Below are 24,235 nucleotides of genomic sequence, written 5' to 3'. Positions count from 1 at the left end.
TCGTTTACACTCATCTGCCCTTCAAGCTCTTCGCATCCCGAATCCCGTTTACTCGCATCTGTTTTTTTAATACAAAAAAAGGTCGCTCATAAACGACCTTTTTCATTTAACTGAACCACCTTAAATCAAGGTGAGTACAATCAAGTTACTTCACACGACCAACGTATTCGCCAGTGCGAGTATCTACTCTTACAACTTCACCGATAGCGATGAATAGAGGTACGCGAACTACCGCGCCAGTTGCTAGAGTTGCAGGCTTACCACCAGTACCCTGTGTGTCGCCTTTTAGGCCAGGATCTGTATCAGTTACTTCGATCTCAACAAAGTTTGGTGGAGTTACTGTGATAGGGTTATCATTCCACAACGTTAGAGTACATACGTCGTTTTCAACTAGCCATTTAGCTGTGTCGCCAACTGCTTTTACTTCAGCAGCGATTTGCTCGAATGTCTCGTTGTTCATGAAGTGGTAGAATTCGCCATCGCTGTATAGGTAGCCTAGTTCAACGTCTACAACGTCAGCTAGTTCTACTGTATCGCCTGACTTAAATGTTTTCTCTAACACTTTGCCTGACAGCAGTTTACGAAGTTTTACACGGTTAAACGCTTGGCCTTTACCCGGCTTAACGTATTCATTTTCGATAATTGAGCAAGGCTCGTTATCCATCATGAATTTTAAACCGCCTTTGAATTCATTGGTGCTTACTGACGCCATGATTTCCTCTTACACATCTTTGAGTTGATTTCAATGCCGCATATCATAACCCGAAAAGTCGAATCTGTTGAGCAAAACTGGCTCAAACAACTATCGAATGCGATCTCAGACCCGACAAAACTCCTTGAAGCATTGGAAATAGACCCAACACCGTGGCAAGCAGGCTTTGCTGCACGTGAGTTATTTGCGCTTCGGGTTCCTCTTAGCTTTGTCGAACGAATGGAAAAAGGCAACCCACACGACCCTTTGCTGCGACAGGTTTTGCCGCTAAGCGAAGAGTTTGAGGTTCATCAGGGCTACTCGGCCGATCCATTAGAAGAGCAAGACAACGCGATCCCGGGGTTATTACATAAATACAAGAACCGCGCATTGATGATTGTGAAAGGCGGTTGTGCGATCAACTGCCGTTACTGCTTTCGCCGCCACTTCCCTTATCAAGACAATAAGGGCTCAAAGTCGGTGTGGCAAACCAGCCTCGACTATGTGGCTCAGCATCCAGAGATCAACGAAGTTATCCTTTCGGGCGGTGACCCATTGATGGCCAAAGACAGCGAAATCGAATGGCTGATTCATGCTATCGAACAAATTCCACATGTGAAAACCGTTCGTATACATAGTCGTTTACCAGTGGTGATCCCGGCTCGTATTACTGACGAACTGTGCCAAATCTTATCTAAGACTCGCCTAAATGTAGTGATGGTGAGCCATATTAATCACGCCAATGAAATCAATGTAGAACTTAAACAAGTCTTCCATAAATTGAAGCTTAGTGGCGTGACTCTACTTAACCAAGGCGTCATGCTTAAAGGCGTAAACGATAGCGCTAACTCATTGAAAGAATTAAGTGAAAAGCTATTCGACGCCGGCATTTTACCGTATTATATGCACGTACTTGATAAGGTACAGGGCGCCGCTCATTTCTATATCTCTGATGAAGAGGCGAAGCATCACTTCAAGGGATTAATCTCTGAGGTTTCTGGCTACCTAGTACCCAAGTTAACCCGCGAGATCGGTGGTCGCAGCAGCAAGACACCTCTCGACCTACACATTGAATAGAGAAGTCCTATCCATGAAACACCATGCAGCTGTTACTCCACCAGCCCAGAAACACCGTTCAAAAGGCTTTACCATTATTGAACTGGTTGTGGTGATCGTGATTCTGGGCATTGTTTCTGTAACGGCGGCTTCGAAATTTCTCAACCTTCAAAGCGATGCTCGTATATCAGCCCTTCAAGGCTTAAGAGGTGGTATGCAGGGAGCTGCTGATATGGTTTATCCGATAGCTATACAACGAAATTTAGAAAAGTTGAGTTCTGCACAAATCACTATCGAAGGGGATAACATAGAACTAGTTTATGGATATCCTGCAGCAGACTCTGCGAACGCATGGAGCTTACTGATTGAGAGTACTTTTGCCGACTCAATATTTAACGAAAATGACCCTGCTGAATGGTACTTCCACAATACTTCTAGAAATGAACCTTGGATTCGCTTCATGACCAAGAGTAAGAAAAAGTCTTCGGAAGATTGCTTCTTACTTTATAACGAAGCTACCTCCTCTTCCGCACCGACCTTTGAATTAACCACAAGCGGCTGCTAGGTTTTAAGTAACCTCAATCAATCGTTAAGACAAAAAGTTTTTGTTCGATCGTCCGGTCTATTATTAGCATACTCGGCTCTATTCTAAATTTTTAGGAGGGGTGATATGACACAATTTATAGAACAAACTCTCAACCTTGCCCCCTTTAGTTGGGCAGGCCTTGCTGTGTGTATGCTGTGTGGTTCGTTAATCGGTATCGAGCGACAAACACGCGGCAAGCCGGTAGGTATCAGAACCTCGATTCTGATCATCAGTGGTACCTACTTCTTCCTTACCATGGCGATTAGCCTATCTCCAAACACACTCGATCAGGCTCGTGTACTTGGTCAGATCATTACTGGTGTTGGTTTCCTGGGTGCGGGTGTGATGATGACACTCGATGGCAAAATTCATGGTGTAACTTCAGCTGCCATTATTTGGGTATTGGCAGCACTTGGGATGATGATAGCGCTAGGTCACCTTTCACAATCGGTTATTATCACGCTATTAGCATTGGCGATCTTGCTTGGTGTCGATAAGGTGGAAAACAGTTTCCAAAGCCTACGTCGTGGGGTTCACCAGAAATGGATGAGAAAAGGCCGCGTGAAGAAATAGTACCGTCCTTCAAAGCCTTTTCCTCAAGACCTAAATGCACGGCCTCTGATACAAAAAAGCCTAGTCAATCGACTAGGCTTCTCGTTATTTGGTGGGGTACTAATACACCTCAATACACACTTGGTTCTTACCCGCGGCTTTGGCCTTGTAGAGCTGCTCATCAGAAGAGCGGATACTCTGGTTTTCCCACAAGTGCCCTACACTGTCGAATTTATACAGGGAGTAAAGGGTAGCCCCACCAGATACTGAAATATTAACCTTATCCCCAGTTGGTGTTCGGTAGCACTGCAAGCTGATGTCGTTCTGAATTCGCTCAAAGATCGATGAAAGCAGCTCAGAGGATTCACCTGTAATCGCGACCACAAACTCTTCACCGCCAAATCTAGCGACGATATCTTGCTGACGAACGCTGTTTGTCATCAGTTGAGCCACATGACAAATCACCTCATCCCCTATCTTATGACCATAGTGATCATTAACTACTTTAAAGTCATCGATATCAAATACGCCAACGCCAATAATAGGTTCTTCATCTTGCGCTAACAGTCGCGCTTCAAAACCACGTCGATTCAACAAGCCCGTCAATGGGTCTTGCATCGCTAAGTCACTCAAACGGTTATGTTCTTGCTTGGTATAAAAGCGCCATAGCCATAATCCTGAGACAATATATAGCGCCAACAGTATCGATAACTGAGCGCGCTCCATCTCTAACACATGTAAGAAGTGTTCACTCTTGTCCTCTTCGATGGTCAGATAGAGTTGAGTATTAATACCATCTACATATAACGGTCGAGAGTGAGTAAAGTCCATCAGACCATACTTATTTAGCCCTCTAACGCTGGTTATCTCATAACCGTGTTTAGGGTTTGATACCAGATTAGAAACGTAGCCATCAACACCTAATATCCCTTTGAACTCACCGTCAACGTAGATTCCCTTGGTCAAGGTCACCACCTTCTCACCTGTTAGGTAATCATCGTACTGTCCGGTATAAACAACCTGATGCTTGTCCTGTGACAAACCAAAGCGAACCGTATTAATCCAATATGGCCGGCTATTTACGACAGAATCGAACGCATCGCCTTTCATATATTGGGCAATATCAGAGGGGGAAGAGATAACAAACTTCTCTTTCGAGATAAAATAAATCGCTGAAATGGTATCAATGGTATTAGCGAAATAAGCCATGGTAGGTGCGATAAACAAACGCTTACCCGCCTCCGAATATAGCCTGGAGTTAGGGTCACACATCTCAGTTGGACCTGAAAACATGAAATCAAAGCGAGGGGCTTGCAGGTCCTCACTAATGAAATAACACGTATCGTCCTCTACCTTTTTGTCGTGCGAAAAAGCATAGGTGTCACCATGCAACGGATAGAGCGCCGTGATGTTGTATTCAAGCGCATTAATAATTTGTGTGAGCTCCGCTAAAGAGCGTGTTACGCCTTGGTTTTCATTTCCATACTGTTTACCTGATTCTTCCGCTGAATCAACGAGCAATAAGCTCAAAACTACTAAAAAACTGGCGGTCAGGCCTAAGAAAGCCTTCTTAAAATCGATAGTATGGGGATTAATCAAAGCATATAAATCATCGTTGGAAATTTAGCGCACATTGTACCTATAAATGCAATCACTGCAACAGCAAATATAAAACAATATGCTTATCTTATTTAGGAAGAGGCGTTTGGAAATCTATAAGAAATTGCTGAGTTGCAATAACGCCTAAGTCAGATGCACTTAGGCGTTATGAATCACAATAGTAACACTAAGCCTTACTTAGCAAAGTTTACAATCGGGAAGCATGGGAAGAAACCGTTATCTGCACAGTTGATCAGACCAACCTGTACGCCTTCGATTTTGTTGGTTTTGTTGAAGATACCAACCTGTACCGTCGATACCTCTGAAAGGTTCGCCGCACCAACATCAACCATAGTGTCGCCTTCAGAGTAGTTTACGAAACTTACGTTAGCGCCTTTTACATCGTTAGTGATGTTCACAGCACCTAGGTTAAGACCCGTTGTTTTACCCGTATTCCAGTTGAAGAAACCTAGCGATGCACCTGTCATCTCTTGATTTACTTTAGATGCACCAAAAATACCAAGGTTCACACCCGTTGTTGTTTGAGTCTCAGACATACCCACAACCGCAAGGTCGACACCTTTAAGGTCGTTTACTTGTCCATGAAGCAGAGCCAAGCGCACACCACCAACTGCATCTGAATCAGGTGCGTTGAAGCCGTTGATCGTTGAAAACATAACAGGCGAAGAAGCGAATGCCGCTGGTGCCATTACTGCTGCCGACACAGCAAGTACTGAAAGTAGTTTTTTCATTGGGGAGTCTCCACTGACTTATTGTTAACTTGATTTATACATTATCAATCAAGCGTTTATTGTCCTTTATTCAACAGCTATCCATGTTATATCAATGTCATAACTGTACTGTTGAATATAAGACGGTAAATCAGAAAGAGCAATGGAAAAACAGATGCGGGATGCGAGTTAACGAGATTCGAAAGGCAGAGAGCAGATGCGGGATACGGGTGACGAGATACGAAAAAATAAAAGCGGATGAGGGATTCGAGTAACGAGATGCGGAAAAATAAAAGCGGATGAGGGATTCGAGTAGCGAGATGAGAAAAGAATAAAAGCGGGTGAAGAAAATAAGATGAGAGATTCGAGTGAACGAGATACGAAAGGCAAAGAGCGGAGGTGAAAGACCAAAACATAACAGCGAGTTTATTAAGCAAGAAGAAGGGGAAGTTATTGTTCTAGTGACTTGATTAAAGCGCCTAACATGCGAGATATATGAAGTGCCTCCGATTGCCACCTAACAGCAACGTCTTTAGCTACAAACCCAACTTCAGAACCGATATCTGCTTGAGTAGCAAACTCACCAATGGATCCTTTGGCGATTGCAAAGAAATGCTTACGCTCTTTAAGAGACCTCCGCTCACAGCCTTCAGCGATATTACTAGGGACGGACAGCGCACTACGAGCAATCTGGTCTTTGAAACCATAGTCACGGCAAGTCGCCATTTCCCTATAAACAGAAATCGACAGCAGACGACTACGCTGCCAAACATCTAGTTTTCTATAAAGCACAATTTCTACCTAAAGACCGAAAACCTAATCATCTCAAAAGTACCCCATTGAAAAGCCCCAAAAAAGAACTAAAATTCGAGACTTCTGTTCAGTGGTGTCTGGTAATTTCGAACTTGCTCTCAATCTTTTCGAATCTCGTTTACCCGAATCCCGTATCTGCCTTTCAAGCTCTTCGCATCCCGTTAACCCGAATCCCGCATCTGCCCTTCAAGCTCTTCTCATCTCGTCTACTCGCATCCCGTATCTGCTTTTTCAGCTCTTCGTATCCCGCTTACTCGCATCCCGCATCTGCTCTTTAGACATAAAAAACGGAGACCGAAGTCTCCGTTTTCAATTTCACTATGAATAGCGAGGGATGATTACATCATACCGCCCATGCCACCCATACCGCCCATGCCGCCCATATCAGGCATTGCAGGAGCAGCTTCTTGAGGCTTGTCTGTCACCATTGCTTCTGTTGTGATCATAAGACCAGCAACTGATGCCGCGAATTGTAGAGCAGAGCGAGTAACCTTAGTCGGATCTAGGATACCCATAGCGATCATATCGCCGTATTCGCCTGTCGCAGCGTTATAACCGTAGTTACCTTCGCCAGCGCGAACATTGTTAGCAACAACAGACTCTTCATCACCTGCGTTCTTAGTAATTTGACGGATAGGCGCTTCCATTGCACGTAGTGCAACACGGATACCAACGTTTTGCTCTTCGTTGTCGCCTTCAAGGTTAGCAACTTTAGACGCAGCACGGATAAGAGCAACACCACCACCAGCAACCACACCTTCTTCAACTGCAGCGCGAGTTGCGTGAAGTGCATCTTCTACGCGGTCTTTCTTCTCTTTCATCTCAACTTCAGTCGCAGCGCCAACTTTGATTACTGCAACACCGCCAGCTAGCTTAGCTACTCGCTCTTGAAGTTTTTCTTTGTCGTAGTCTGAAGTTGCATCTTCGATTTGTTGACGGATTTGAGCAACACGACCTTGGATCATCGCTTCTTCACCTGCGCCATCGATGATGGTTGAGTTTTCTTTAGTGATAGTCACGCGCTTAGCTTGACCTAGGTCTTCTAGCGTAACTTTCTCAAGGTCTAGACCGATCTCTTCAGAGATAACCGTACCGCCAGTTAGGATAGCGATGTCTTGTAGCATTGCTTTACGACGGTCACCGAAACCAGGTGCTTTAACAGCCGCAACTTTCACGATGCCGCGCATGTTGTTTACAACTAGAGTTGCAAGCGCTTCGCCTTCTACATCTTCAGCGATGATTAGAAGTGGACGAGATGCCTTAGCTACTGCTTCTAGAGTCGGAAGAAGTTCACGGATGTTTGAAACTTTCTTGTCGATAAGAAGGATGAATGGGCTTTCTAGATCAACAGAACCTGCTTCTTGGTTGTTGATGAAGTAAGGAGATAGGTAACCGCGATCGAACTGCATACCTTCAACTACGTCTAGCTCGTCTTGTAGAGCCTGACCTTCTTCAACTGTGATAACGCCATCACGACCTACTTTTTCCATCGCTTCAGCAATGATGTTACCTACTGTCGCATCAGAGTTTGCAGAGATAGTACCTACTTGCGCGATAGCTTTAGTATCTGCACATGGAACAGAAAGACCTTTTAGCTCTTCAACAGCAGCAAGTACCGCTTTGTCGATACCGCGCTTAAGGTCCATTGGGTTCATGCCAGCTGCAACCGCTTTTAGGCCTTCAGTGATGATAGCTTGAGCTAGAACTGTAGCTGTAGTTGTACCGTCGCCCGCTGCGTCGTTCGCTTGCGAAGCCACTTCTTTAACCATTTGTGCGCCCATGTTTTGGAACTTATCTTCAAGTTCGATTTCACGTGCCACAGAAACACCATCTTTAGTGATCGTTGGTGCGCCAAATGATTTGTCTAGAACAACGTTACGGCCTTTAGGACCTAGCGTTACTTTTACTGCGTCAGCCAGAACGTTTACACCTTCTAGCATTTTAATACGTGCGTCGTTACCAAATTTAACGTCTTTAGCAGCCATCTTTATTTCCTTTAAATTCTTTATTCAGTCAGTTCAGTTTGTATAGCGCGGATTACTCAACGATCGCCATGATGTCGTTTTCAGACATGATCAGAACTTCTTTGCCGTCGATCTTTTCTGTTTTAGTGCCGTAGCCTTCAGCAAAGATAACAGTGTCGCCAACTTTAACGTCCAATGGTTGTACTGAACCATTTTCTAGGATGCGGCCTTTACCCACAGCTAGAATTACACCGCGAGTTGATTTTTCAGCGGCAGAACCAGTTAGAACGATGCCACCAGCAGATTTAGATTCAACTTCTTGGCGCTCAACGATAACTCGGTCGTGTAGAGGACGGATATTCATCGGTCGTATCTCCTGATAATTTCCATTTAATTTGATAGTTGCCACGATTGGCATGGGGTTAAAGACTATGTTGGGGCGAAGTGAAAGATCCCAAGGGGTAGAAAGGAAATTTTGTGATCTAAGGGGCGGATACGGGGTGCGAGTGAACGAGTAGCGAAAGGCAAGAGCAGGCAAAAAGTAGAACCGCCTTCTTTTGTTTTTGCCTTTCGCATCCCGAATCCCGTTTACTCGTATCTGCTCTATCGAGTCTGGAATCTCAAACAACGCGTGGATAACTAGATAGTCGCAAGAGATTCCCGACTACGCGCGTTCCGCGCTATAGGGAATGACGTAGTACTTATTAACAGCTAATCTCTCATCCCGATTACGCGCATCTCGTAATAGCCCTTCCCGCTTTTCGTATCTCGAATCCCGTTACCCTCATCGAATTCTTTGTATCTCCTCTTAAAGCTTTCGCATCTCGTTTACTCGAATCTCTCATCTGCTTTTAGCTTTTCTTTCTTTCCAAGCCACATCTGTTTATCCTACACCTTTCGTTCCAAATGGCGTTTTACATGCAAGATAAACACGGGCTATTAACCGCCCCAATTGCGAGTACATTACGTACCATGACCATTCCGACTATCTTCGGCATGGTTGCGATCTTGATGTTTAACTTGGTCGATACCTTCTTTATCTCACTGCTTGGTACACAAGCACTTGCAGCCGTGAGCTTTACCTTCCCAGTAACCTTCGCCATCAATTGCATCACCATGGGCATCGGTGTGGGGCTGTCCACATGCATTGGGCGCTTGCTGGGACAAGGCTGCGCACAAAATGCAGCACGCTTTACCTGTCATGGCTTATTGCTGGCTCTGCTTCTGGTCGGCTGCGCGTCTACATTAGGAATTATCGCCTTAGAACCTATGTTTACCCTGCTAGGAGCAAAGCAAGAGTTGTTGCCGCTGATATCGGAATACATGTCAGTGTGGTATCTCGCGATCCCATTGTTGGTCATCCCCATGGCAGGCAACAGCGCGATTCGAGCGACCGGTGACACAGAAACGCCCGCCAAGATCATGCTACTGGCTGGATTTATCAATGGCGTGTTAGATCCGCTACTTATCTTCGGGTATGGGCCTTTCCCTGAACTGGGCATTCAAGGCGCTGCGATTGCCAGTGGCTTCAGTTGGTTTGGTGCGCTGTGTGGCTCACTGTATGTGTTAACCATACGAGAAAAGCTACTTGCTCCGCCTAAGCTAAAAATCATCATTGATGACTGGAAACAGATCCTCACTATTGGCACACCCGCGGCACTTTCAAACGCGCTAAACCCGCTCGCGGGTGCCATCATTATGATGATGTTGGCCAAACAAGGAACCGAAGCCGTTGCCGCTTATGGTGCTGCTCAGCGTATTGAATCGATTCTGATCATCGTCTTAATGTCTCTCACTTCCGCTCTTACCCCTTTTATGGCGCAAAACTTTGGCGCAGAGAATCCACAACGCAGTTTCAAAGCTCTATTCTTGAGCATGCGTTTTGCCGTGCTATTCCAAGGTTTGATCTTTTTAATGATGGTGCCACTGAGCATCCCTTTAGCCGCGCTCTTTTCTCAGGAAGAGTCTGTTCGCGGGATCTTGTGGCACTATCTGTTAGTTGTTCCATTCAGCTACGGTTTCCAAGGCATTGTGATGATGCTGATAAGTGCAATGAATGCCATGCATCAACCACTCAAAGCCTTTCAATGGAGCTTCATGCGCCTGTTCATATTTACCCTGCCATTTACCTGGGTGGGCAGCCAACTTGATGGTGTCGAAGGGCTGTTTATCGGCCTAGCACTAGGAAACATAATGGGTGGCATTTCAGGGTACCTGTTTGCGCTTCGTGTTAGAGCTAAAGCAGATGTGGGATGCGAGTAATCGAGACGCGAAAAGATAAAAAGCAGATACGAGATTCGGGTATCGAGATACAAAAAGATTAAAAATAGGTTCGAGATACTGAAAGGGTTAAAAGCGTCAAGCGGATACAAAATTCGAAGTGCTTGAGAGCAGAAATAGGCTAGAAGAAGGAAGATGACATGCAAGGCTGTACTTACAAAATGCTCTACGAAGCGCCGATTGGTAAGATGATCATTGTTAGTGATGGCGTATCGATTATAGAAATCGACCATGTGAACCATGATGAGGCTATTGTTTGCAACCACGATGAATTATGCCTCAAAGTATCTCGCCAACTAGACGAGTATTTTGCTGGTCAACGAACTGAATTTGATTTGCCATTAAGAGCAACAAAAGGTACAGACTTTCAAAAATCAGCTTGGCACGCTCTCACCTCAATTCCTTATGGCGAAACCATCAGTTACGGTGAACAAGCGAAAAGAATGGATAACCCAAAAGCAGTAAGAGCAGTGGGTGGTGCGAACGGCAAGAACCCGTTTAGCATCGTAGTCCCATGTCATCGAGTGATTGGTGCCAATGGCACATTAACAGGCTATACCGGAGGCATGAACCGCAAGGAGTGGTTACTCGACTTTGAGCGTTCGGTTATAGATAGAACGCAATAAGCCTTATCACGCTAGATCGACAATATAAAAGTTCACCATCAAGAAGTGCCGTTGTCATCAGACTAAATATAGTCTACATTTAAACTTCTACATTAAGAGATAATGATAATGTCCACTGAAACGATAAGTTACTTAAAAAAGCACGCGGCTAACCTCGATTTATCGGAGCCTATGACCATTACTCAAAATGGTAAACCCGCTTATACGATTGAATCTTATGAAGATCGAAAGCGTAGAGATGAAGCGATAGCATTAATGAAACTATTATCATTTTCTGTTGATGATGAAAAACATGGCCGAGTAAACTCCAGCTCTCAGATTCGAGGTAAATTGGCAAAGCGTAAGCAGTCGGTTCAATAATATGACAACCATCGAGTACACAGACACCTTTGATCAATTACTTGATGCGTTAATTAACTACTTAAGTGATTATTCGAGTGAAGGGGTCGTCATTGAACGGATAGAAGCTCTTCTCGACCGATTTGAAGCCTTAGTCTCTGATAACCCTCATGCTGCAAACATTGCCCCTTCTTTACTAGAGCTTGGAGTGAAAAACTTTCGCGAATTTCACCTCGATAGCTTTCGTATTATCTACCGAACGTTACCGTCGGCTCACCCGAAAGAAACGAGAGTAATGGTAGATGTGATCGCATTACAAAAACAAAACTTAGAACAACTGCTCATTCAACACTGCATACTCTACAAATAGCGTTTAGCTCTTCTCATCCCGCTTACTCGCATCCCGCATCTATTCTTCAAGATTCAGATACAAAAAAACGGCCACACTCGCGTGCAGCCGTTCTAGTATTCGATGAAAGTTAAGAGTTACTTAACTAAAACATCACCTGACATTTCAGCTGGGATTTCTGTGCCAGTTAGAGATAACATTGTTGGTGCAAGGTCAGACAGCTTACCGCCCTCTTTGAACTCAACGTCTTTGTTACCTACGTAGATAAGTGGCACTGGTAGGTTAGTGTGTGCAGTATGGATGCCGCCCGTTTCTGGGTTAACCATCATTTCTGCGTTACCGTGGTCTGCTGTGATAAGCAGTTGGCCGTCAGCTTCTTTGATTGCATCAACCACTTTGCCAAGACACTCGTCTAGAGACTCTACGGCTTTCACTGCTGCATCGTAAACGCCAGTGTGACCAACCATGTCACAGTTAGGGAAGTTACAAACGATAGCGTCGTACTTGCCGCCTTTGATTGCTGCGACTAGCTTTTCAGTGAGCTCTGGTGCGCTCATTTCAGGCTGTAGGTCGTAAGTGGCTACTTTTGGAGAAGCAACAAGTTGACGCTCTTCGCCTTCGAACTCGTCTTCGATACCGCCATTGAAGAAGAAAGTAACGTGCGCGTATTTCTCTGTTTCTGAAATACGTAGCTGCGTTTTACCTTGCTTAGATAACCACTCACCGTAAGTGTTCTCTAGAGAAGCCGGTGGGAATGCACATAACAGTGGGATATCAGCAGCGTATTGAGTCAGCATCACGAAGTCGATTGCTGGGAATACGTTACGCTCAAAACCATCGAAATCAGCAACGAATGTGCGAGTGATTTGACGAGCACGGTCGGCACGGTAGTTCATGAAGATAACAGCATCACCATCTACAATAGCAGCAGACTCTTCACCTTCAGCTTTAATTTCAGTCGCTTTAACAAACTCATCGTTTTCATCACGAGCGTAAGCGGCTTCTAGGCCAGCAACCGCCGTATCGAATGTGAACTCTGCTTTTGCTTCAGTTAGTAGCTCGTAAGCAGTTTGAACACGCTCCCAGTTGTTGTCACGGTCCATTGCGTAGTAACGACCAACCAAAGAAGCCACACGGCCTTTGCCTAGTTTAGCGAACAGATCTTGGAAACGTTGTAGAGAGTTTTCTGCGCTACGTGGCGGCGTATCGCGGCCATCTAGGAATGCGTGAAGGTAGATTTTCTCTGCGCCACGCTCTGCAGCCATTTCAACCGCTGCGTAGATGTGATCTTCATGAGAGTGAACACCACCTGGTGACATAAGGCCCATGATGTGAACCGCTTTATCCGCTTTCACAGCTTTGTCGATAGCATTCACTAGCGCTTCAGTTTGACCGAATTCACCGTCTGCAATTGACTTAGTAATACGAGTAAGATCTTGGTATACCACACGACCAGCACCGATGTTGGTGTGACCCACTTCAGAGTTACCCATTTGGCCATCAGGTAGGCCTACATCCATGCCAGAAGCAGAGATTAGCGTGTTAGGTTGGTTAGCAATAAGACCGTCTAATACTGGTGTCTTAGCGTTCGCGATAGCGTTGTCTTGGTTGTCTTCACGGTAACCGTAACCGTCAAGGATCACTAGAGCCATTGGCTTCTTAGCTGACATAGGACTGACCTCGTTCAATTCAAAATAAATCGGTATAAAAACAAATTAGCGTAATTTTACTACAGTTTACAGTCAAAACTGTAGCGGAAGATCAAGAAACGTCTCAGGTAGGCGGATCGGATGTGAAAAAAAATGTCATTTTGTGTTCAAGACTCCGAGGCAACATTAGGGATTAGACAGCGCATAACAACGCAATACTTACACTAAATATGAGCCTTGGCGCACATTTAAAAATGTAGACTTTGTTCCAAAAAAGTGAACAAATCATACTCAACCAAGTGTACATCTTGATAGTTTTAACGTAAGCTACACGTAAATAAAAACCATTAAAAATTTGGCTAGAGTTCATCATGTTATTAGAGCTATCATTTGTTGGCTTCTTCTCCTTTTCGTCGCTCTTTATTATGCGAAAAGCAGCAAAAGCCGTCGGCTTAGTAGATAAACCCAACGAACGAAAACTGCATAACGGAGCGATCCCACTCGTAGGCGGAATCGCAATCAGCTTATCGATAGCCCAATTCATCATCACTCACCCCAATGTGATACCGCATAGCCAACTTTTTTTAGCTTCTATCGCAGTGCTTATCGTTATCGGCGCGCTCGATGATAAGTTTGATATTAGCTTCAAAATTCGGCTTGTCGTTCAAGCCATTCTTTCCATTTGCATGATGCACTTTGCCGATATTCGCCTAGAAAACATTGGCAATATTTTTGGCATAGGTGAATTACATTTAGGATTTCTGAGTCCAGTAGTCACAATACTTGCGGTGATTGGAGCCATTAACGCATTCAATATGGTTGATGGTATCGACGGCCTATTAGGTGGGCTCGCTATCGTCACCTTTGCAGGTATCGCCATTTTGCTAAAAATCGATAGCCAACACGGCCTAGCGTATTTGTGCGCCGTATTCATTGCCGCGACTATCCCTTATATTCTGATGAACCTTGGCCTACTAGGCCGAGAACGCAAAGTGTTCATGGGGGATGCTGGCAGCATGATGATTGGCTTTACCGTCATCTGGCTACTGCTTGGTGCCAGCCAAGATCCTTCTGAAGCGCTAATGCGACCGATCACGGCGTTATGGCTGATTGCTATTCCGTTAATGGACATGGCCGCTATCATGTTTAGGCGAGTAAGACGTGGCGATTCCCCATTCAAACCCGATCGTGAACATTTACACCACATTTTCCAGCGCCTCGGTTTTACCTCACGCCAGACGCTGGCCATCATTTGTTTGATCGCCAGTGGCTTTGCCAGCTTCGGGATCTACGGTGAGTTCTTGGGGATATCTGAATCAACCATGTTCATCCTGTTTATGCTCTGCTTCGTTTCGTACACCGTTGCGATGAGCTATGTTTGGCGTATCACAAGCTGGATTAGAAGTTGGCGTAATCTTCCTGAGAAGGTATATGAGTAACTCAGCAGCGCATTGATGGCTAAGACTTCAAAAGTGATTTAAACAAGGCCGTGCCAATAAGCCAGCTTTAAAAACTGAAGCGCTTACCACCAAAAACAAAAAGGGCCCAACCTCATATCGAGATTGGGCCCTTTTGCTTGTGATAACTGAATGATGGCAACCTAAATGCAGAATTAGCGAAGCAACACCAACAGATAACGATGAATTAAGCAGGCGATAGATGAAGCCTAACCTTCACATCTACATACACAAAATGCTGGTATTTCTACATACCCATCACCTTATACTGTTGTTTCCTCTGGCTGTTTCTCTTCTAGTTTCTTCCACTTTCTTACAATCTTCGCCATCTTGAACGAATGTGTCATTGCGTAGGTGTGGAATGAGAAACATGCCACAATGGTGTAGAACATGACGAATTCTGGCACCTGGAAGTACTCTCCAAATAACCCCAAGGTTGAATAAAGCAATTGCACTAAGCAGATCACCACTAACGACTCACGAGGGGTAAAGCCGATACGTTGCATAATATGGTGGAAATGCTCACGGTCCGGTTTAAATGGAGAGTGCCCTTTACGAATGCGGCGGATCATGATCGCCATCATATCGATCAAAGGCACTGCAATTAGCCATAAGGCTGTCACTGGGCGAATAATATAGTGCCCTTCTTCGGACTGCGTGCCACCAATCAATACCCAAATCACTATAAAGCCGATCATCATACTGCCCGCATCGCCCATGAACACCTTACGAAGCTTGCCAAAGTAGCCCAAGTTGAACAGAACAAAAGGGAATAACATGACCACCATGACCGCCATAAAAAAGGCATAAAACTCAAGTTCATAAGCAAAGAACACGACACCTAATGAAGTAAACACCACCATACTTAAGCCGCCCAGCAGGCCATCAATGCCATCAACCATATTAAAGGCATTAATTGCAGCAATTACGGCGATCACCGTAATCACGCTGTCGAGCACCACAGGGAAATCTAACACGCCAAACCCGAATACATCGCCAACGTGAGAAAGGGTTAAACCGGTGTAATGCATAATCACCATCGCCAACATCGCTTGTACGCCCATTCTGAGCTTAAAGCTGATGTCAAAGCGATCATCTGCCACCCCAACCAGCACTAGCACAGTTAAACACGTGGCAGCTATCTCTAGGTTATTGAACTGCTCTGCATTCACATACAGAAAGTACAACAAGGTAATGCACAAAGAGATGCCCCCTACGAGGGGAACTACGCCTTCGTGGTGCTTTCTGGCATTGGGTTTATCGGTTAGGCCAATCGCATAGCCGACTTTGCGCATGCAGTACAGTACAGCAAGGGAGATAAAGAAGAACATCGAGAGTTCGATGAGGTACTCAAACAGTGACATCAGGGGGAAGCCTATCATTGGTTATTGTTTTATTGTTTTATTGCTTTATTGCTTTATTGCTTTATTGCTGAAGAATGGTCGAATAGCGAATTATGGCAAGGCGCATGACTTTAAAGCTTGCCGTTTAACGCCATTCTTTAAACTATTAGCAACAGGGCATTGGAATAGGGGAAAGAGAGTAAAATGGTGAACCTCATTGATGAAATAACCTTCCATACCACGATTCACCACAGCCTAAAGTACTATTTCTTTTCTGTCGCCGTTTGGTCTATTTCCGCTTTGCTGCCTTTAAGGTAGACGTTTTGGTAACAGTAGTTTGTCGCTTCAATGTAGCCATCGACGCTGCCACAGTCGAAACGCTTACCTTTAAACTTATACGCAATCACACAGCCTTTTTTCGCTTGCTCTAGCAGCGCATCGGTAATTTGGATCTCGCCGCCTTTACCTGGCTGAGTCTCTTCCAAAATATCGAAGATGTCTGGCGTGAGAATATAACGGCCAATAATGGCAAGGTTGCTTGGCGCTGTGCCTTGCTCTGGCTTTTCAACCATATCGGTAATGCGAATCAAGTCATCACTCAAATGCTCACCCGCAATCACACCGTATTTGTGGGTTTCCGATTCTGGCACCTCTTCGACTGCAACAATGGAGCAACGGAACTGGCGATACAGTGCTGCCATTTGTGCCAGCACCCCTTGGTCTTCATTAATGCAAAGGTCGTCGGCCAATACCACTGCAAACGGGTTATCGCCCACCAGTTCTTTGCCCGTTAAAATGGCATGCCCTAGCCCTTTCATTTCACGTTGGCGAATGTAGGTAAATTGAGCGGAGTCGATCAAAGAACGAATGTCATCCAGCAAAGGCTCTTTGTTGGTGCCTTGAATTTGGTGTTCAAGCTCGTAGTTCTTATCAAAGTGATCCATCAATGAGCTTTTACCACGACCGGTCACCACCGCCATGCTGGTCATACCCGCTTGAATGGCTTCATCAACGCCGTATTCAATCAAAGGCTTATTAACGATAGGCATCATTTCTTTAGGCATAGACTTTGTTGCAGGTAAAAAGCGCGTGCCGTAGCCCGCTGCGGGAAATAAACAGTGTTTAAGCATTTTGAGTTCTTATGTTTTATTGACTGACGTATACAAAGTATTCGGATGAACAGGTACAACGAACAAAAGTGCCTCAAACCAGAATGGAATGAGGCACTAGCACACCAGAGGAGCTATATAGATAGAAGGCGTATATAGAAATGGATTAATTTCTATTTTTGAGTTTTAGGAAGCCCTGTTGGGAGTTTACTTATTGTAAAACTCGCGGTACCACTTAATAAATTCAGCCACACCCTCTTTTACAGAAACCTTAGGGGTATAGCCGGTTGCTGCAAATAGGTCTTGAGTATCAGCATAAGTTTGGTACACATCACCAGGTTGCATTTCGCGGAAGTTTTTCTTCGCTTCGATACCCAGTTCATCTTCGATGGCTTTCACAAAATCCATCAAATTGATTGGTGAGCCATGGCCAATGTTATACACCGCATAAGGCGCAGAGCTGGTTGCTGGCGATCCGGCTTCTACTGTCCAATCGTTATCACGTGTTGGCACGACATCCGCGATGCGCACCACGCCTTCAACAATATCGTTGACGTGAGTAAAATCACGCCACATGTCACCATTGTTGTTGATATCGATCGTGTCGCCATCCAGAATCTTCTTAGTGAAGATAAACGGCGCCATATCCGGGCGGCCCCATGAACCATAAACCGTAAAGAAACGCAGGCCTGTGGTTGGGATGTCATACAGATGAGAATAGCTATGCGCCATCAATTCATTCGATTTCTTGGTTGCGGCGTACAGAGAAACAGGGTGATCCACCGAATCGGACGTGGCAAACGGCGTTTTCGCATTTAAGCCGTACACCGAGCTTGAAGAGGCATAAACCAAGTGCTGCACTTTATTGTGACGACACCCTTCTAGAATGTTTAAGTGCCCCACAAGGTTTGAATCCGCATACGCATGCGGGTTTTCAATAGAGTAACGCACACCAGCTTGCGCCGCTAAATGAATAACTTGATCAAACTGCTCCGCTTCAAACAAGTGAGCCACACCATCGCGATCGGCAATGTCTAACTCAACCAATTTAAAATTGGCATGTTGAATACGCGCAAGGCGAGCCTCTTTCAGAGCCACATCGTAGTAATCGTTAAGGTTATCGACACCGATAACTTGATGACCTTTCGCTGTAAGCTGCTCTACCACCGCACTGCCGATAAAACCCGCCGCGCCTGTTACTAAATACTTCATTGTTTTACCCTTAATCTGAACCGAAAAGATCGCGTGTGTACACTTTGTCTTGTACATCCGCCAACTCTCGCGCCATGCGGTTAGACACAATCACATCACAGCTTGATTTAAACTGCTCAAAATCCGTTAGCACCAATGAGCGGAAAAACTCTTTTTCTTTCAGTTCTGGCTCAAACACCACCACTTCAATGCCTTTGGCTTTCAGGCGTTTCATGATGCCTTGAATACTCGAAGCTCGGAAGTTATCAGAGCCAGACTTCATCACTAAACGGTAGATGCCGACGCGCGTTGGATTGCGTTTGATGATTGAATCAGCAATAAAATCTTTACGTGTGGTATTCGAATCTACGATCGCACCAATGATGTTATTCGGTACGTCTGAGTAGTTGGCACGCAGCTGTTTAGTATCTTTCGGTAAACAGTAACCGCCGTAACCAAAAGAAGGGTTGTTGTAATGCGAACCGATACGCGGATCTAAACACACACCATCAATGATTTGGCGGGTATCTAAGCCGTGTGATTCAGCGTAAGTGTCGAGTTCATTAAAGTAAGCGACGCGCAGGGCCAAGTAAGTATTGGAGAACAGTTTTACCGCTTCCGCTTCGGTCGAGTCTGTATACAAGATTTCAACGTCTTTCTTCACTGCCCCTTCTAACAGCAGGTTCGCAAATACTGTCGCGCGTTCAGAGCGCTCACCCACTACAATGCGCGATGGGTGCAAGTTATCGTAAAGCGCTTTGCCTTCACGCAAAAATTCTGGCGAGAACATTAGGTTTTCACACCCTAGTTCTTCTTTAATACGCGCTGTATAGCCCACAGGGATAGTAGACTTGATCACCATTACCGCATTCGGATTAATTGCCATTACGTCTTTAATTACCGCTTCAACAGAAGCCGTGTTGAAGTAATTGGTTTCAACATCGTAGTCTGTTGGCGTAGCGATAATAACGAACTCCGCATCGGCATACGCCATTTCTTTATCAAGTGTTGCGGTAAAATTTAATGGCTTGTTTGCCAAAAAATCTTCTATTTCTGCGTCGACAATTGGCGATATTTTATCATTTAGTAGTTTTATTTTTTCTTCGATAATATCGACTGCGACAACGTCATGATGCTGGGCCAATAGCATCGCATTTGATAAGCCTACATAGCCGGTACCGGCAATTGCAATTTTCATATTTTAACCATAATGTAATTGATAGAAATTAAGATATAAATGAGAGTAAAGCAATGAAATTAAATATTACAATCACTTTTTATTCTTGGTCGGTAAAAATCCCAACAAATAACCAATATAGGGAACCTAAAAATACTTGTAGGTAAGCAATTTGCTTTGTTGAAACCAATTTAATTATAAAAATACTATTTAAATATCATTGAGAAAAATTGATTCCTGCTTTCTAAGTATAGCAAGAACAGAAAGTTCATCTCTCTTAATCTCTACAATATTTTCAGGTAAAGAGCCACCCTCAAACTCATTTAATATCCAAGAAAAAATCGTGTTACTACAATTGGAAATCAAATGCTGCGTATCAGGAAATCCATGAAGAGTATCATTTACATCACCAACATTTGTTGTGACCACTGGTAAGCCCGTCAATATTGCCTCTTTAACAACTTGAGGACTGCCTTCCCTTAAAGAGGACAAAAATAATAAATTGCATTTTTTTAACTTTAATTTAATTTCTTCTCTAGATAAATCCTTAAAAATATGCACCTTAACTCTAATTCCGCTTTGTTCTAGCTTAAAAACAACATCATTAAATAAACTATAATTTTTCTCTTTTCTAGCCGGATCAGATGGGAAAATAAGATTTAAAACATTATTTTTATTCCAATTCGGGCGAGAAGAATAAGTAAAACTCAAATCAACTCCACAGGGTATAACATGTGCCTTTTCTCTTAATGACTTAAATATAAATGAACACATCTCTTTAGATACCACTATCGTGCTCTCTGATACTAATACAGCTAGATTTGATATCAAGTTAACGATTCTGGTTCCCATTAAATCGGAACCATGCAACGTAGTTATAATACGAATATTTTGATACCTAATAAATGGGAGGAGCATTAAAACAGGTATGATTGACAATCCAAAATGGACATTAATAATATTATATTTTTTTGATTTTATTTTATTTAGTAGATAAATAAATGAAAACATGTAATTCTTATAGGATTTTGAATAAATATCTATAGATAGCACATCTAATTCAAATTTTTCACTAGAATTCATTGTATCCACAAACTCTTTAACAAATATCCCTTTTTGGGATTCACCATGTGGGTACATGTTTGTTACTACTAGTACTCTATTTACTTTCATCGATCACTCTGTTTATCTCATCATACTTAAAAAACTCATCTTTAGTATATCGTTCAAAGCTGTGTGATTTCACCTTATCTAAACAATTCTCTAGCTCTTCAAGGTTCCAACAAACTATCGCAAAATTATTATCTTCTACATATTTTGCTATTTCAACTTGGTGTTGATCATCTCTATCGGTATTGGGTACAACAACTAGCCTTTTCCCTTGTTCGAGAAGTGAATAAATAGAGCCAGCCCCTGCATGGGTTACGACTATATCATATGAATCCAATATGGAGCTAAAATCCGATGAGAAATCAATACTCTTAATTGAACCTGTATCAATGCAACACGCAGTTTGCATAAATATATCATTCTCTTTCCCATCATAAAGATTAATTATCAAATTAGTTAGGCTATTAAAAGGTGTTGTACCTACCGTATGTAGAAATCTCATAATTTTATAACCTGCCAGAATAAATACCCTTGGGGTATATTTTTTTTAGTTCAACATTCTGATATAAAAACATATCGGCAATTGGATAAATCAACTTAGCAGTTTGTGACTTTGTATAAAATCTACTCCAAGTTTCAATAAAAATTAAATTACTCCTAGTCACCTTACCAATAATAAAAAACAAAAAACAAAAGGCAGGCCCTGTTGAAATAATAGTCTTAGGCCGATATAGAATAAATAGTTTTAGCGCTAAAAAAAAGGAGAGAAGTATTGATATCATTGTATAAAATATAGTGTTGTTACTCTTTTTCCTAAGAGGTCGACAATAGAAGTATTTTTCACCAAGTACAAGATTCTTAGAATCTACAATATGAATTAATTTTGCACTATCTTGATTAAGATTGTTTAAAAGTCGATTCATCTGAGCCGAGTGACCACCTTCACCATAAATCAGAAATGTAAAACTATTTCTCATAAAACCCTCTAGTTAAAATATAACAGACATAAAATATATAAAGTCGGATCATTGAGGACGCATCTACAAAAGCATTGCCTTTATAATGGAGCAAAAACATTGTAATTATGAAAAATATAACAAATACTTTAGCATTTCGATAATGAAGCTTATTCATAATCGCCAAATTCATGCTAATCCAAATAGTGTAGTAAATGGATGAGTAAATAATTCCCATAAACAACATGACACGCATGTAACCGGCATCCACATGATAATAATAACTGCCATCTTTATTTACATACTGCCAATCGCCAAAATAAAAAGTTTGATCTCCTGGATAAAAATAGAAACTAGACAGCGTATCAGAAGAACTAGTAGAAAATTCACCTAAATTAATATAATTAATTATTGGTTCAAGCGCCCAGCGTAAAATAAAACTACTATCCAAAAGGGCCTGATTTGAAATAATCGAGTAAACGCTAAATGTCGTAACTACAGCAATAATAATAAAAACTGGAAGCAACCGACTGTAAAGGTATTTTTTATTAAACAAAATACAAATTTGAATGAGAACAAAAACAGCCAATACAACCATTGAACTTCTCGATGAAAACAATGCAGACAAGAATATTAACGAAAAATAAAAGCATTCTATCTTGGTGATTCTACTATTCTTAATACATTCATTGATTCCAATACAGAGTATCATGATCTGAGTTGTACCAACTGTATAATTAGCAAAACCTGTTAACCCGACGAATCGATAGGAATAGTAATCGAGTATACTTGTGCTGACTGAAACTAATGAACCATATAAATCTTTAATCTGAGGTGAAACAATCATAACAAATATACTGATTGATTGAACCACTCCAACAAATGTTATCAACTTCAATGGTGAAACTCTCAACGAGTAACACAAATAACAGAAAAAAACAGCAACTGGAACAAAATCTATGGTATATATCGCAGCATAGTAAGGTATAGTCAAAGAGGATGAATCATTAAAAAGACTCAAGAAAATTAATAGAATTGAAAATATAAATAGAGCAATAACGGACTTAAAGGAGTAGAATAATGAATTGCAAAAAGACCTATATTTACCATTAAAAAAATATAAAACAAAACCTATTGAACCCATTATGATCCATACTAATTTTGAGCTATCAATTGGTAAGAATACATATTTTATTGTGTAGATATATAACAAAAAAGTTAAATGCAATACTACCTTACTTATTATCGATATTGGCATTATTTCTTGCTTCTTTTTTTGAACAACAAATAAAAATTCCTCACATGATAGAGTGAAAAAATCATAAGAATATACTTAATACGCGATTGTTTTTTATTGGCCTCAATATATTCAAATAACCTAGTCATTATATTTTCATTAAGGACAGGTTCCACTACATTCAACAGATTTCCACCTCGGTAGTTCTTTGAAATATGATATTTTCTCCTTCTCTGAATAAGTTTCTTACTTGCTCCAATAGAGTTCGGACGAATTCTGTAATATAAAAGCTTTTCATTTATATTTTTAATTTTAAAACCAGCAAGTTTTGCTCTACATAGGAAGTCATAGTCTTGAGAACACCTAAAGTCCCTGTATCCAGAAAGCCGTGAAAATATATAGAATCTCATCATCCAAGAAGGGTGTATACTATCGGATCCATAATCAAGATCTACCGAACCAAGCTTAACATTAAACTCTCCGGTAACGTCACTTTGTTCATTAATAGTGATCGCTGATGTTCCAATAAGATCAGCATCTTTTGCATTATCTAAGTATTTAACTTGCTCTTTAAACCGATTAGGAACAGATATGTCATCAGCATCCATACGTGCAATGTAAGCGTAGTCTTTATCTTTCATTATATCAAAAGCTAAATTCAGACTATTTGCTAATCCAAGGTTAAATTTATTGATATGAATATTGAACCTCCCATCTAAACTTGCGAGGTTTAATAAATAGCTTTTTATAATTTCATCAACATCAGGTTTATCTACTATAATTATAACATCAAAGTTCGTATATGTTTGTTCTTTCAATGAATTAATAGCTTCGGAAAGGTGCTCCAAAGACTCATTATACGTTGTCATCAAAACCAGTACTTTGTTCAAAATAATGACCTTAATTTTTTATCTAGAAAATATAAAATACAAAAATATAAAATTGCATTGATTATGCCTGAACCGTATTCCGGTACTAACCACAATGATATTGGTAGAAAGAAAATAGATATAAACATACCGACGGAAATTACATTTCTAACATATCTAGCTTGCCCACTTAAAGTCAATACTTGTGAGTAGAGAGAATTACAGCAATGTGGTATTAATGTTAAACTGAGCGTTACAACTAAAACTATATAATCTAGAGAAAAATCACCATCCCAGTAGTAGTTAAAATAAATAAATAGGACGACAGATAACATGAGGCTAAGCGCGAATGAAATAGAAAGTAACCTAATCTCGCTTTTCTTAAAAACTGCCATCATTTCAGTACGATTAGTAACATAAAGTTCAGATAAAATAGGTTGTAAAGACAATGTAATAGGGGTTGAAAAATTAACTAAAGCAGAAAGTCCTTTCATTGTTATATTATAAATCCCCAGCACTGTAGCATCTACCATTGTAATAATAATTTGATT

25 protein-coding genes are annotated in these 24,235 nt (G+C 42.1%); 8 read left to right on the top strand and 17 right to left on the bottom strand.

The window, feature by feature from the left end:
* Positions 1–145: 145 nt before the first annotated feature.
* Positions 146–712 (bottom strand): elongation factor P, encoded by a 567-nt coding sequence (gene efp, locus OH460_RS25145; protein WP_004741343.1) that lies wholly within the window; start codon positions 710–712, stop codon positions 146–148.
* 33 nt (positions 713–745) lie between these two features.
* Here efp and epmB point away from each other — a divergent pair, with 33 nt between their 5' ends.
* The 3 genes from epmB to OH460_RS25130 all read left to right on the top strand — a co-directional run bounded on the left by epmB (position 746) and on the right by OH460_RS25130 (position 2,906).
* On the top strand, positions 746–1,768 hold the full coding sequence (epmB, locus tag OH460_RS25140; protein ID WP_269999927.1) for an EF-P beta-lysylation protein EpmB: 1,023 nt from the start codon (positions 746–748) through the stop codon (positions 1,766–1,768).
* Positions 1,769–1,781: 13 nt separating this feature from the next.
* A complete protein-coding gene (locus tag OH460_RS25135; RefSeq protein ID WP_171369302.1) occupies positions 1,782–2,312 on the top strand; it encodes a prepilin-type N-terminal cleavage/methylation domain-containing protein in 531 nt (176 codons plus the stop codon).
* A 105-nt stretch (positions 2,313–2,417) separates the two neighbouring features.
* On the top strand, positions 2,418–2,906 hold the full coding sequence (locus tag OH460_RS25130; protein WP_050633676.1) for an MgtC/SapB family protein: 489 nt from the start codon (positions 2,418–2,420) through the stop codon (positions 2,904–2,906).
* A 99-nt stretch (positions 2,907–3,005) separates the two neighbouring features.
* On the opposite strand, the gene OH460_RS25125 is transcribed toward OH460_RS25130, so the two are convergent.
* The 5 genes from OH460_RS25125 to OH460_RS25105 all read right to left on the bottom strand — a co-directional run bounded on the left by OH460_RS25125 (position 3,006) and on the right by OH460_RS25105 (position 8,356).
* A complete protein-coding gene (locus OH460_RS25125) occupies positions 3,006–4,484 on the bottom strand; it encodes a sensor domain-containing diguanylate cyclase (protein WP_269999926.1) in 1,479 nt (492 codons plus the stop codon).
* Between the two features lie 194 nt (positions 4,485–4,678).
* Complete coding sequence (locus OH460_RS25120) at positions 4,679–5,236, bottom strand: VC2662 family protein (RefSeq protein WP_061033192.1); 558 nt, start codon at positions 5,234–5,236, stop codon at positions 4,679–4,681.
* Positions 5,237–5,665: 429 nt separating this feature from the next.
* The gene (locus OH460_RS25115) at positions 5,666–6,007 is read right to left on the bottom strand and encodes a four helix bundle protein (protein ID WP_269999925.1); all 342 of its coding nucleotides are present in this window, start codon (positions 6,005–6,007) and stop codon (positions 5,666–5,668) included.
* Between the two features lie 359 nt (positions 6,008–6,366).
* Positions 6,367–8,013 (bottom strand): chaperonin GroEL, encoded by a 1,647-nt coding sequence (gene groL / locus OH460_RS25110; RefSeq protein WP_269999924.1) that lies wholly within the window; start codon positions 8,011–8,013, stop codon positions 6,367–6,369.
* 52 nt (positions 8,014–8,065) lie between these two features.
* Positions 8,066–8,356 carry a co-chaperone GroES gene (locus OH460_RS25105; protein WP_032551221.1) on the bottom strand — a complete coding sequence of 97 codons (291 nt, stop codon included), beginning with the start codon at positions 8,354–8,356 and terminating at the stop codon, positions 8,066–8,068.
* A gap of 554 nt (positions 8,357–8,910) precedes the next feature.
* On the opposite strand from OH460_RS25105, the gene OH460_RS25100 reads away from it, so the two are divergent.
* The 4 genes from OH460_RS25100 (at position 8,911) to OH460_RS25085 (ending at position 11,607) form a co-directional block, all read left to right on the top strand.
* Positions 8,911–10,254 carry an MATE family efflux transporter gene (locus tag OH460_RS25100; protein ID WP_269999923.1) on the top strand — a complete coding sequence of 448 codons (1,344 nt, stop codon included), beginning with the start codon at positions 8,911–8,913 and terminating at the stop codon, positions 10,252–10,254.
* 158 nt (positions 10,255–10,412) lie between these two features.
* Entirely contained in the window at positions 10,413–10,898 is a 486-nt protein-coding gene (locus OH460_RS25095; RefSeq protein ID WP_269999922.1) for a methylated-DNA--[protein]-cysteine S-methyltransferase, read from the top strand.
* A gap of 108 nt (positions 10,899–11,006) precedes the next feature.
* Entirely contained in the window at positions 11,007–11,258 is a 252-nt protein-coding gene (locus tag OH460_RS25090; protein WP_269999921.1) for a type II toxin-antitoxin system Phd/YefM family antitoxin, read from the top strand.
* A gap of 1 nt (position 11,259) precedes the next feature.
* Entirely contained in the window at positions 11,260–11,607 is a 348-nt protein-coding gene (locus tag OH460_RS25085; protein WP_269999920.1) for a type II toxin-antitoxin system RelE/ParE family toxin, read from the top strand.
* Between the two features lie 116 nt (positions 11,608–11,723).
* Here OH460_RS25085 and gpmM read toward each other — a convergent pair whose 3' ends face one another.
* Entirely contained in the window at positions 11,724–13,256 is a 1,533-nt protein-coding gene (gpmM, locus tag OH460_RS25080; protein WP_239940484.1) for a 2,3-bisphosphoglycerate-independent phosphoglycerate mutase, read from the bottom strand.
* A 350-nt stretch (positions 13,257–13,606) separates the two neighbouring features.
* On the opposite strand from gpmM, the gene wecA (OH460_RS25075) reads away from it, so the two are divergent.
* Positions 13,607–14,674 (top strand): UDP-N-acetylglucosamine--undecaprenyl-phosphate N-acetylglucosaminephosphotransferase, encoded by a 1,068-nt coding sequence (gene wecA, locus OH460_RS25075; RefSeq protein WP_269999919.1) that lies wholly within the window; start codon positions 13,607–13,609, stop codon positions 14,672–14,674.
* A gap of 281 nt (positions 14,675–14,955) precedes the next feature.
* On the opposite strand, the gene wecA (OH460_RS25070) is transcribed toward wecA (OH460_RS25075), so the two are convergent.
* From wecA (OH460_RS25070) to OH460_RS25030, 10 genes are all read right to left on the bottom strand, one after another.
* Complete coding sequence (gene wecA, locus OH460_RS25070; protein WP_269999918.1) at positions 14,956–16,056, bottom strand: UDP-N-acetylglucosamine--undecaprenyl-phosphate N-acetylglucosaminephosphotransferase; 1,101 nt, start codon at positions 16,054–16,056, stop codon at positions 14,956–14,958.
* A 242-nt stretch (positions 16,057–16,298) separates the two neighbouring features.
* Entirely contained in the window at positions 16,299–17,165 is an 867-nt protein-coding gene (galU, locus tag OH460_RS25065) for a UTP--glucose-1-phosphate uridylyltransferase GalU (protein WP_269999917.1), read from the bottom strand.
* 186 nt (positions 17,166–17,351) lie between these two features.
* Positions 17,352–18,356 carry an NAD-dependent epimerase gene (locus OH460_RS25060; RefSeq protein WP_269999916.1) on the bottom strand — a complete coding sequence of 335 codons (1,005 nt, stop codon included), beginning with the start codon at positions 18,354–18,356 and terminating at the stop codon, positions 17,352–17,354.
* A gap of 10 nt (positions 18,357–18,366) precedes the next feature.
* Positions 18,367–19,533 (bottom strand): nucleotide sugar dehydrogenase, encoded by a 1,167-nt coding sequence (locus tag OH460_RS25055; RefSeq protein ID WP_269999915.1) that lies wholly within the window; start codon positions 19,531–19,533, stop codon positions 18,367–18,369.
* A 189-nt stretch (positions 19,534–19,722) separates the two neighbouring features.
* Positions 19,723–20,685 carry a glycosyltransferase gene (locus tag OH460_RS25050; RefSeq protein ID WP_269999914.1) on the bottom strand — a complete coding sequence of 321 codons (963 nt, stop codon included), beginning with the start codon at positions 20,683–20,685 and terminating at the stop codon, positions 19,723–19,725.
* The gene (gene pssE / locus OH460_RS25045) at positions 20,672–21,124 is read right to left on the bottom strand and encodes a PssE/Cps14G family polysaccharide biosynthesis glycosyltransferase (RefSeq protein ID WP_269999913.1); all 453 of its coding nucleotides are present in this window, start codon (positions 21,122–21,124) and stop codon (positions 20,672–20,674) included. Before pssE ends, OH460_RS25050 begins: the two co-directional genes overlap by 14 nt.
* Before the next feature lie 4 nt (positions 21,125–21,128).
* On the bottom strand, positions 21,129–21,599 hold the full coding sequence (gene pssD / locus OH460_RS27475) for a PssD/Cps14F family polysaccharide biosynthesis glycosyltransferase (protein ID WP_443088696.1): 471 nt from the start codon (positions 21,597–21,599) through the stop codon (positions 21,129–21,131).
* Positions 21,589–22,176 carry a hypothetical protein gene (locus OH460_RS25040; RefSeq protein ID WP_269999912.1) on the bottom strand — a complete coding sequence of 196 codons (588 nt, stop codon included), beginning with the start codon at positions 22,174–22,176 and terminating at the stop codon, positions 21,589–21,591. The genes pssD and OH460_RS25040 overlap by 11 nt, the downstream gene beginning before the upstream one ends.
* 659 nt (positions 22,177–22,835) lie before the next feature.
* On the bottom strand, positions 22,836–23,705 hold the full coding sequence (locus OH460_RS25035) for a glycosyltransferase (protein WP_269999911.1): 870 nt from the start codon (positions 23,703–23,705) through the stop codon (positions 22,836–22,838).
* The coding region (locus tag OH460_RS25030) for a hypothetical protein (protein WP_269999910.1) at positions 23,702–24,235 on the bottom strand (534 nt) is incomplete at its 5' end. The genes OH460_RS25035 and OH460_RS25030, both read right to left, overlap by 4 nt.

The sequence above is a fragment of the Vibrio sp. Makdt genome (assembly GCF_027587015.1).
Lineage (GTDB): Bacteria > Pseudomonadota > Gammaproteobacteria > Enterobacterales > Vibrionaceae > Vibrio > Vibrio chagasii_B.
The sequence above is the reverse complement of the archived record's forward strand: the minus strand, read 5'-3'. Positions and strand labels throughout refer to the sequence as shown.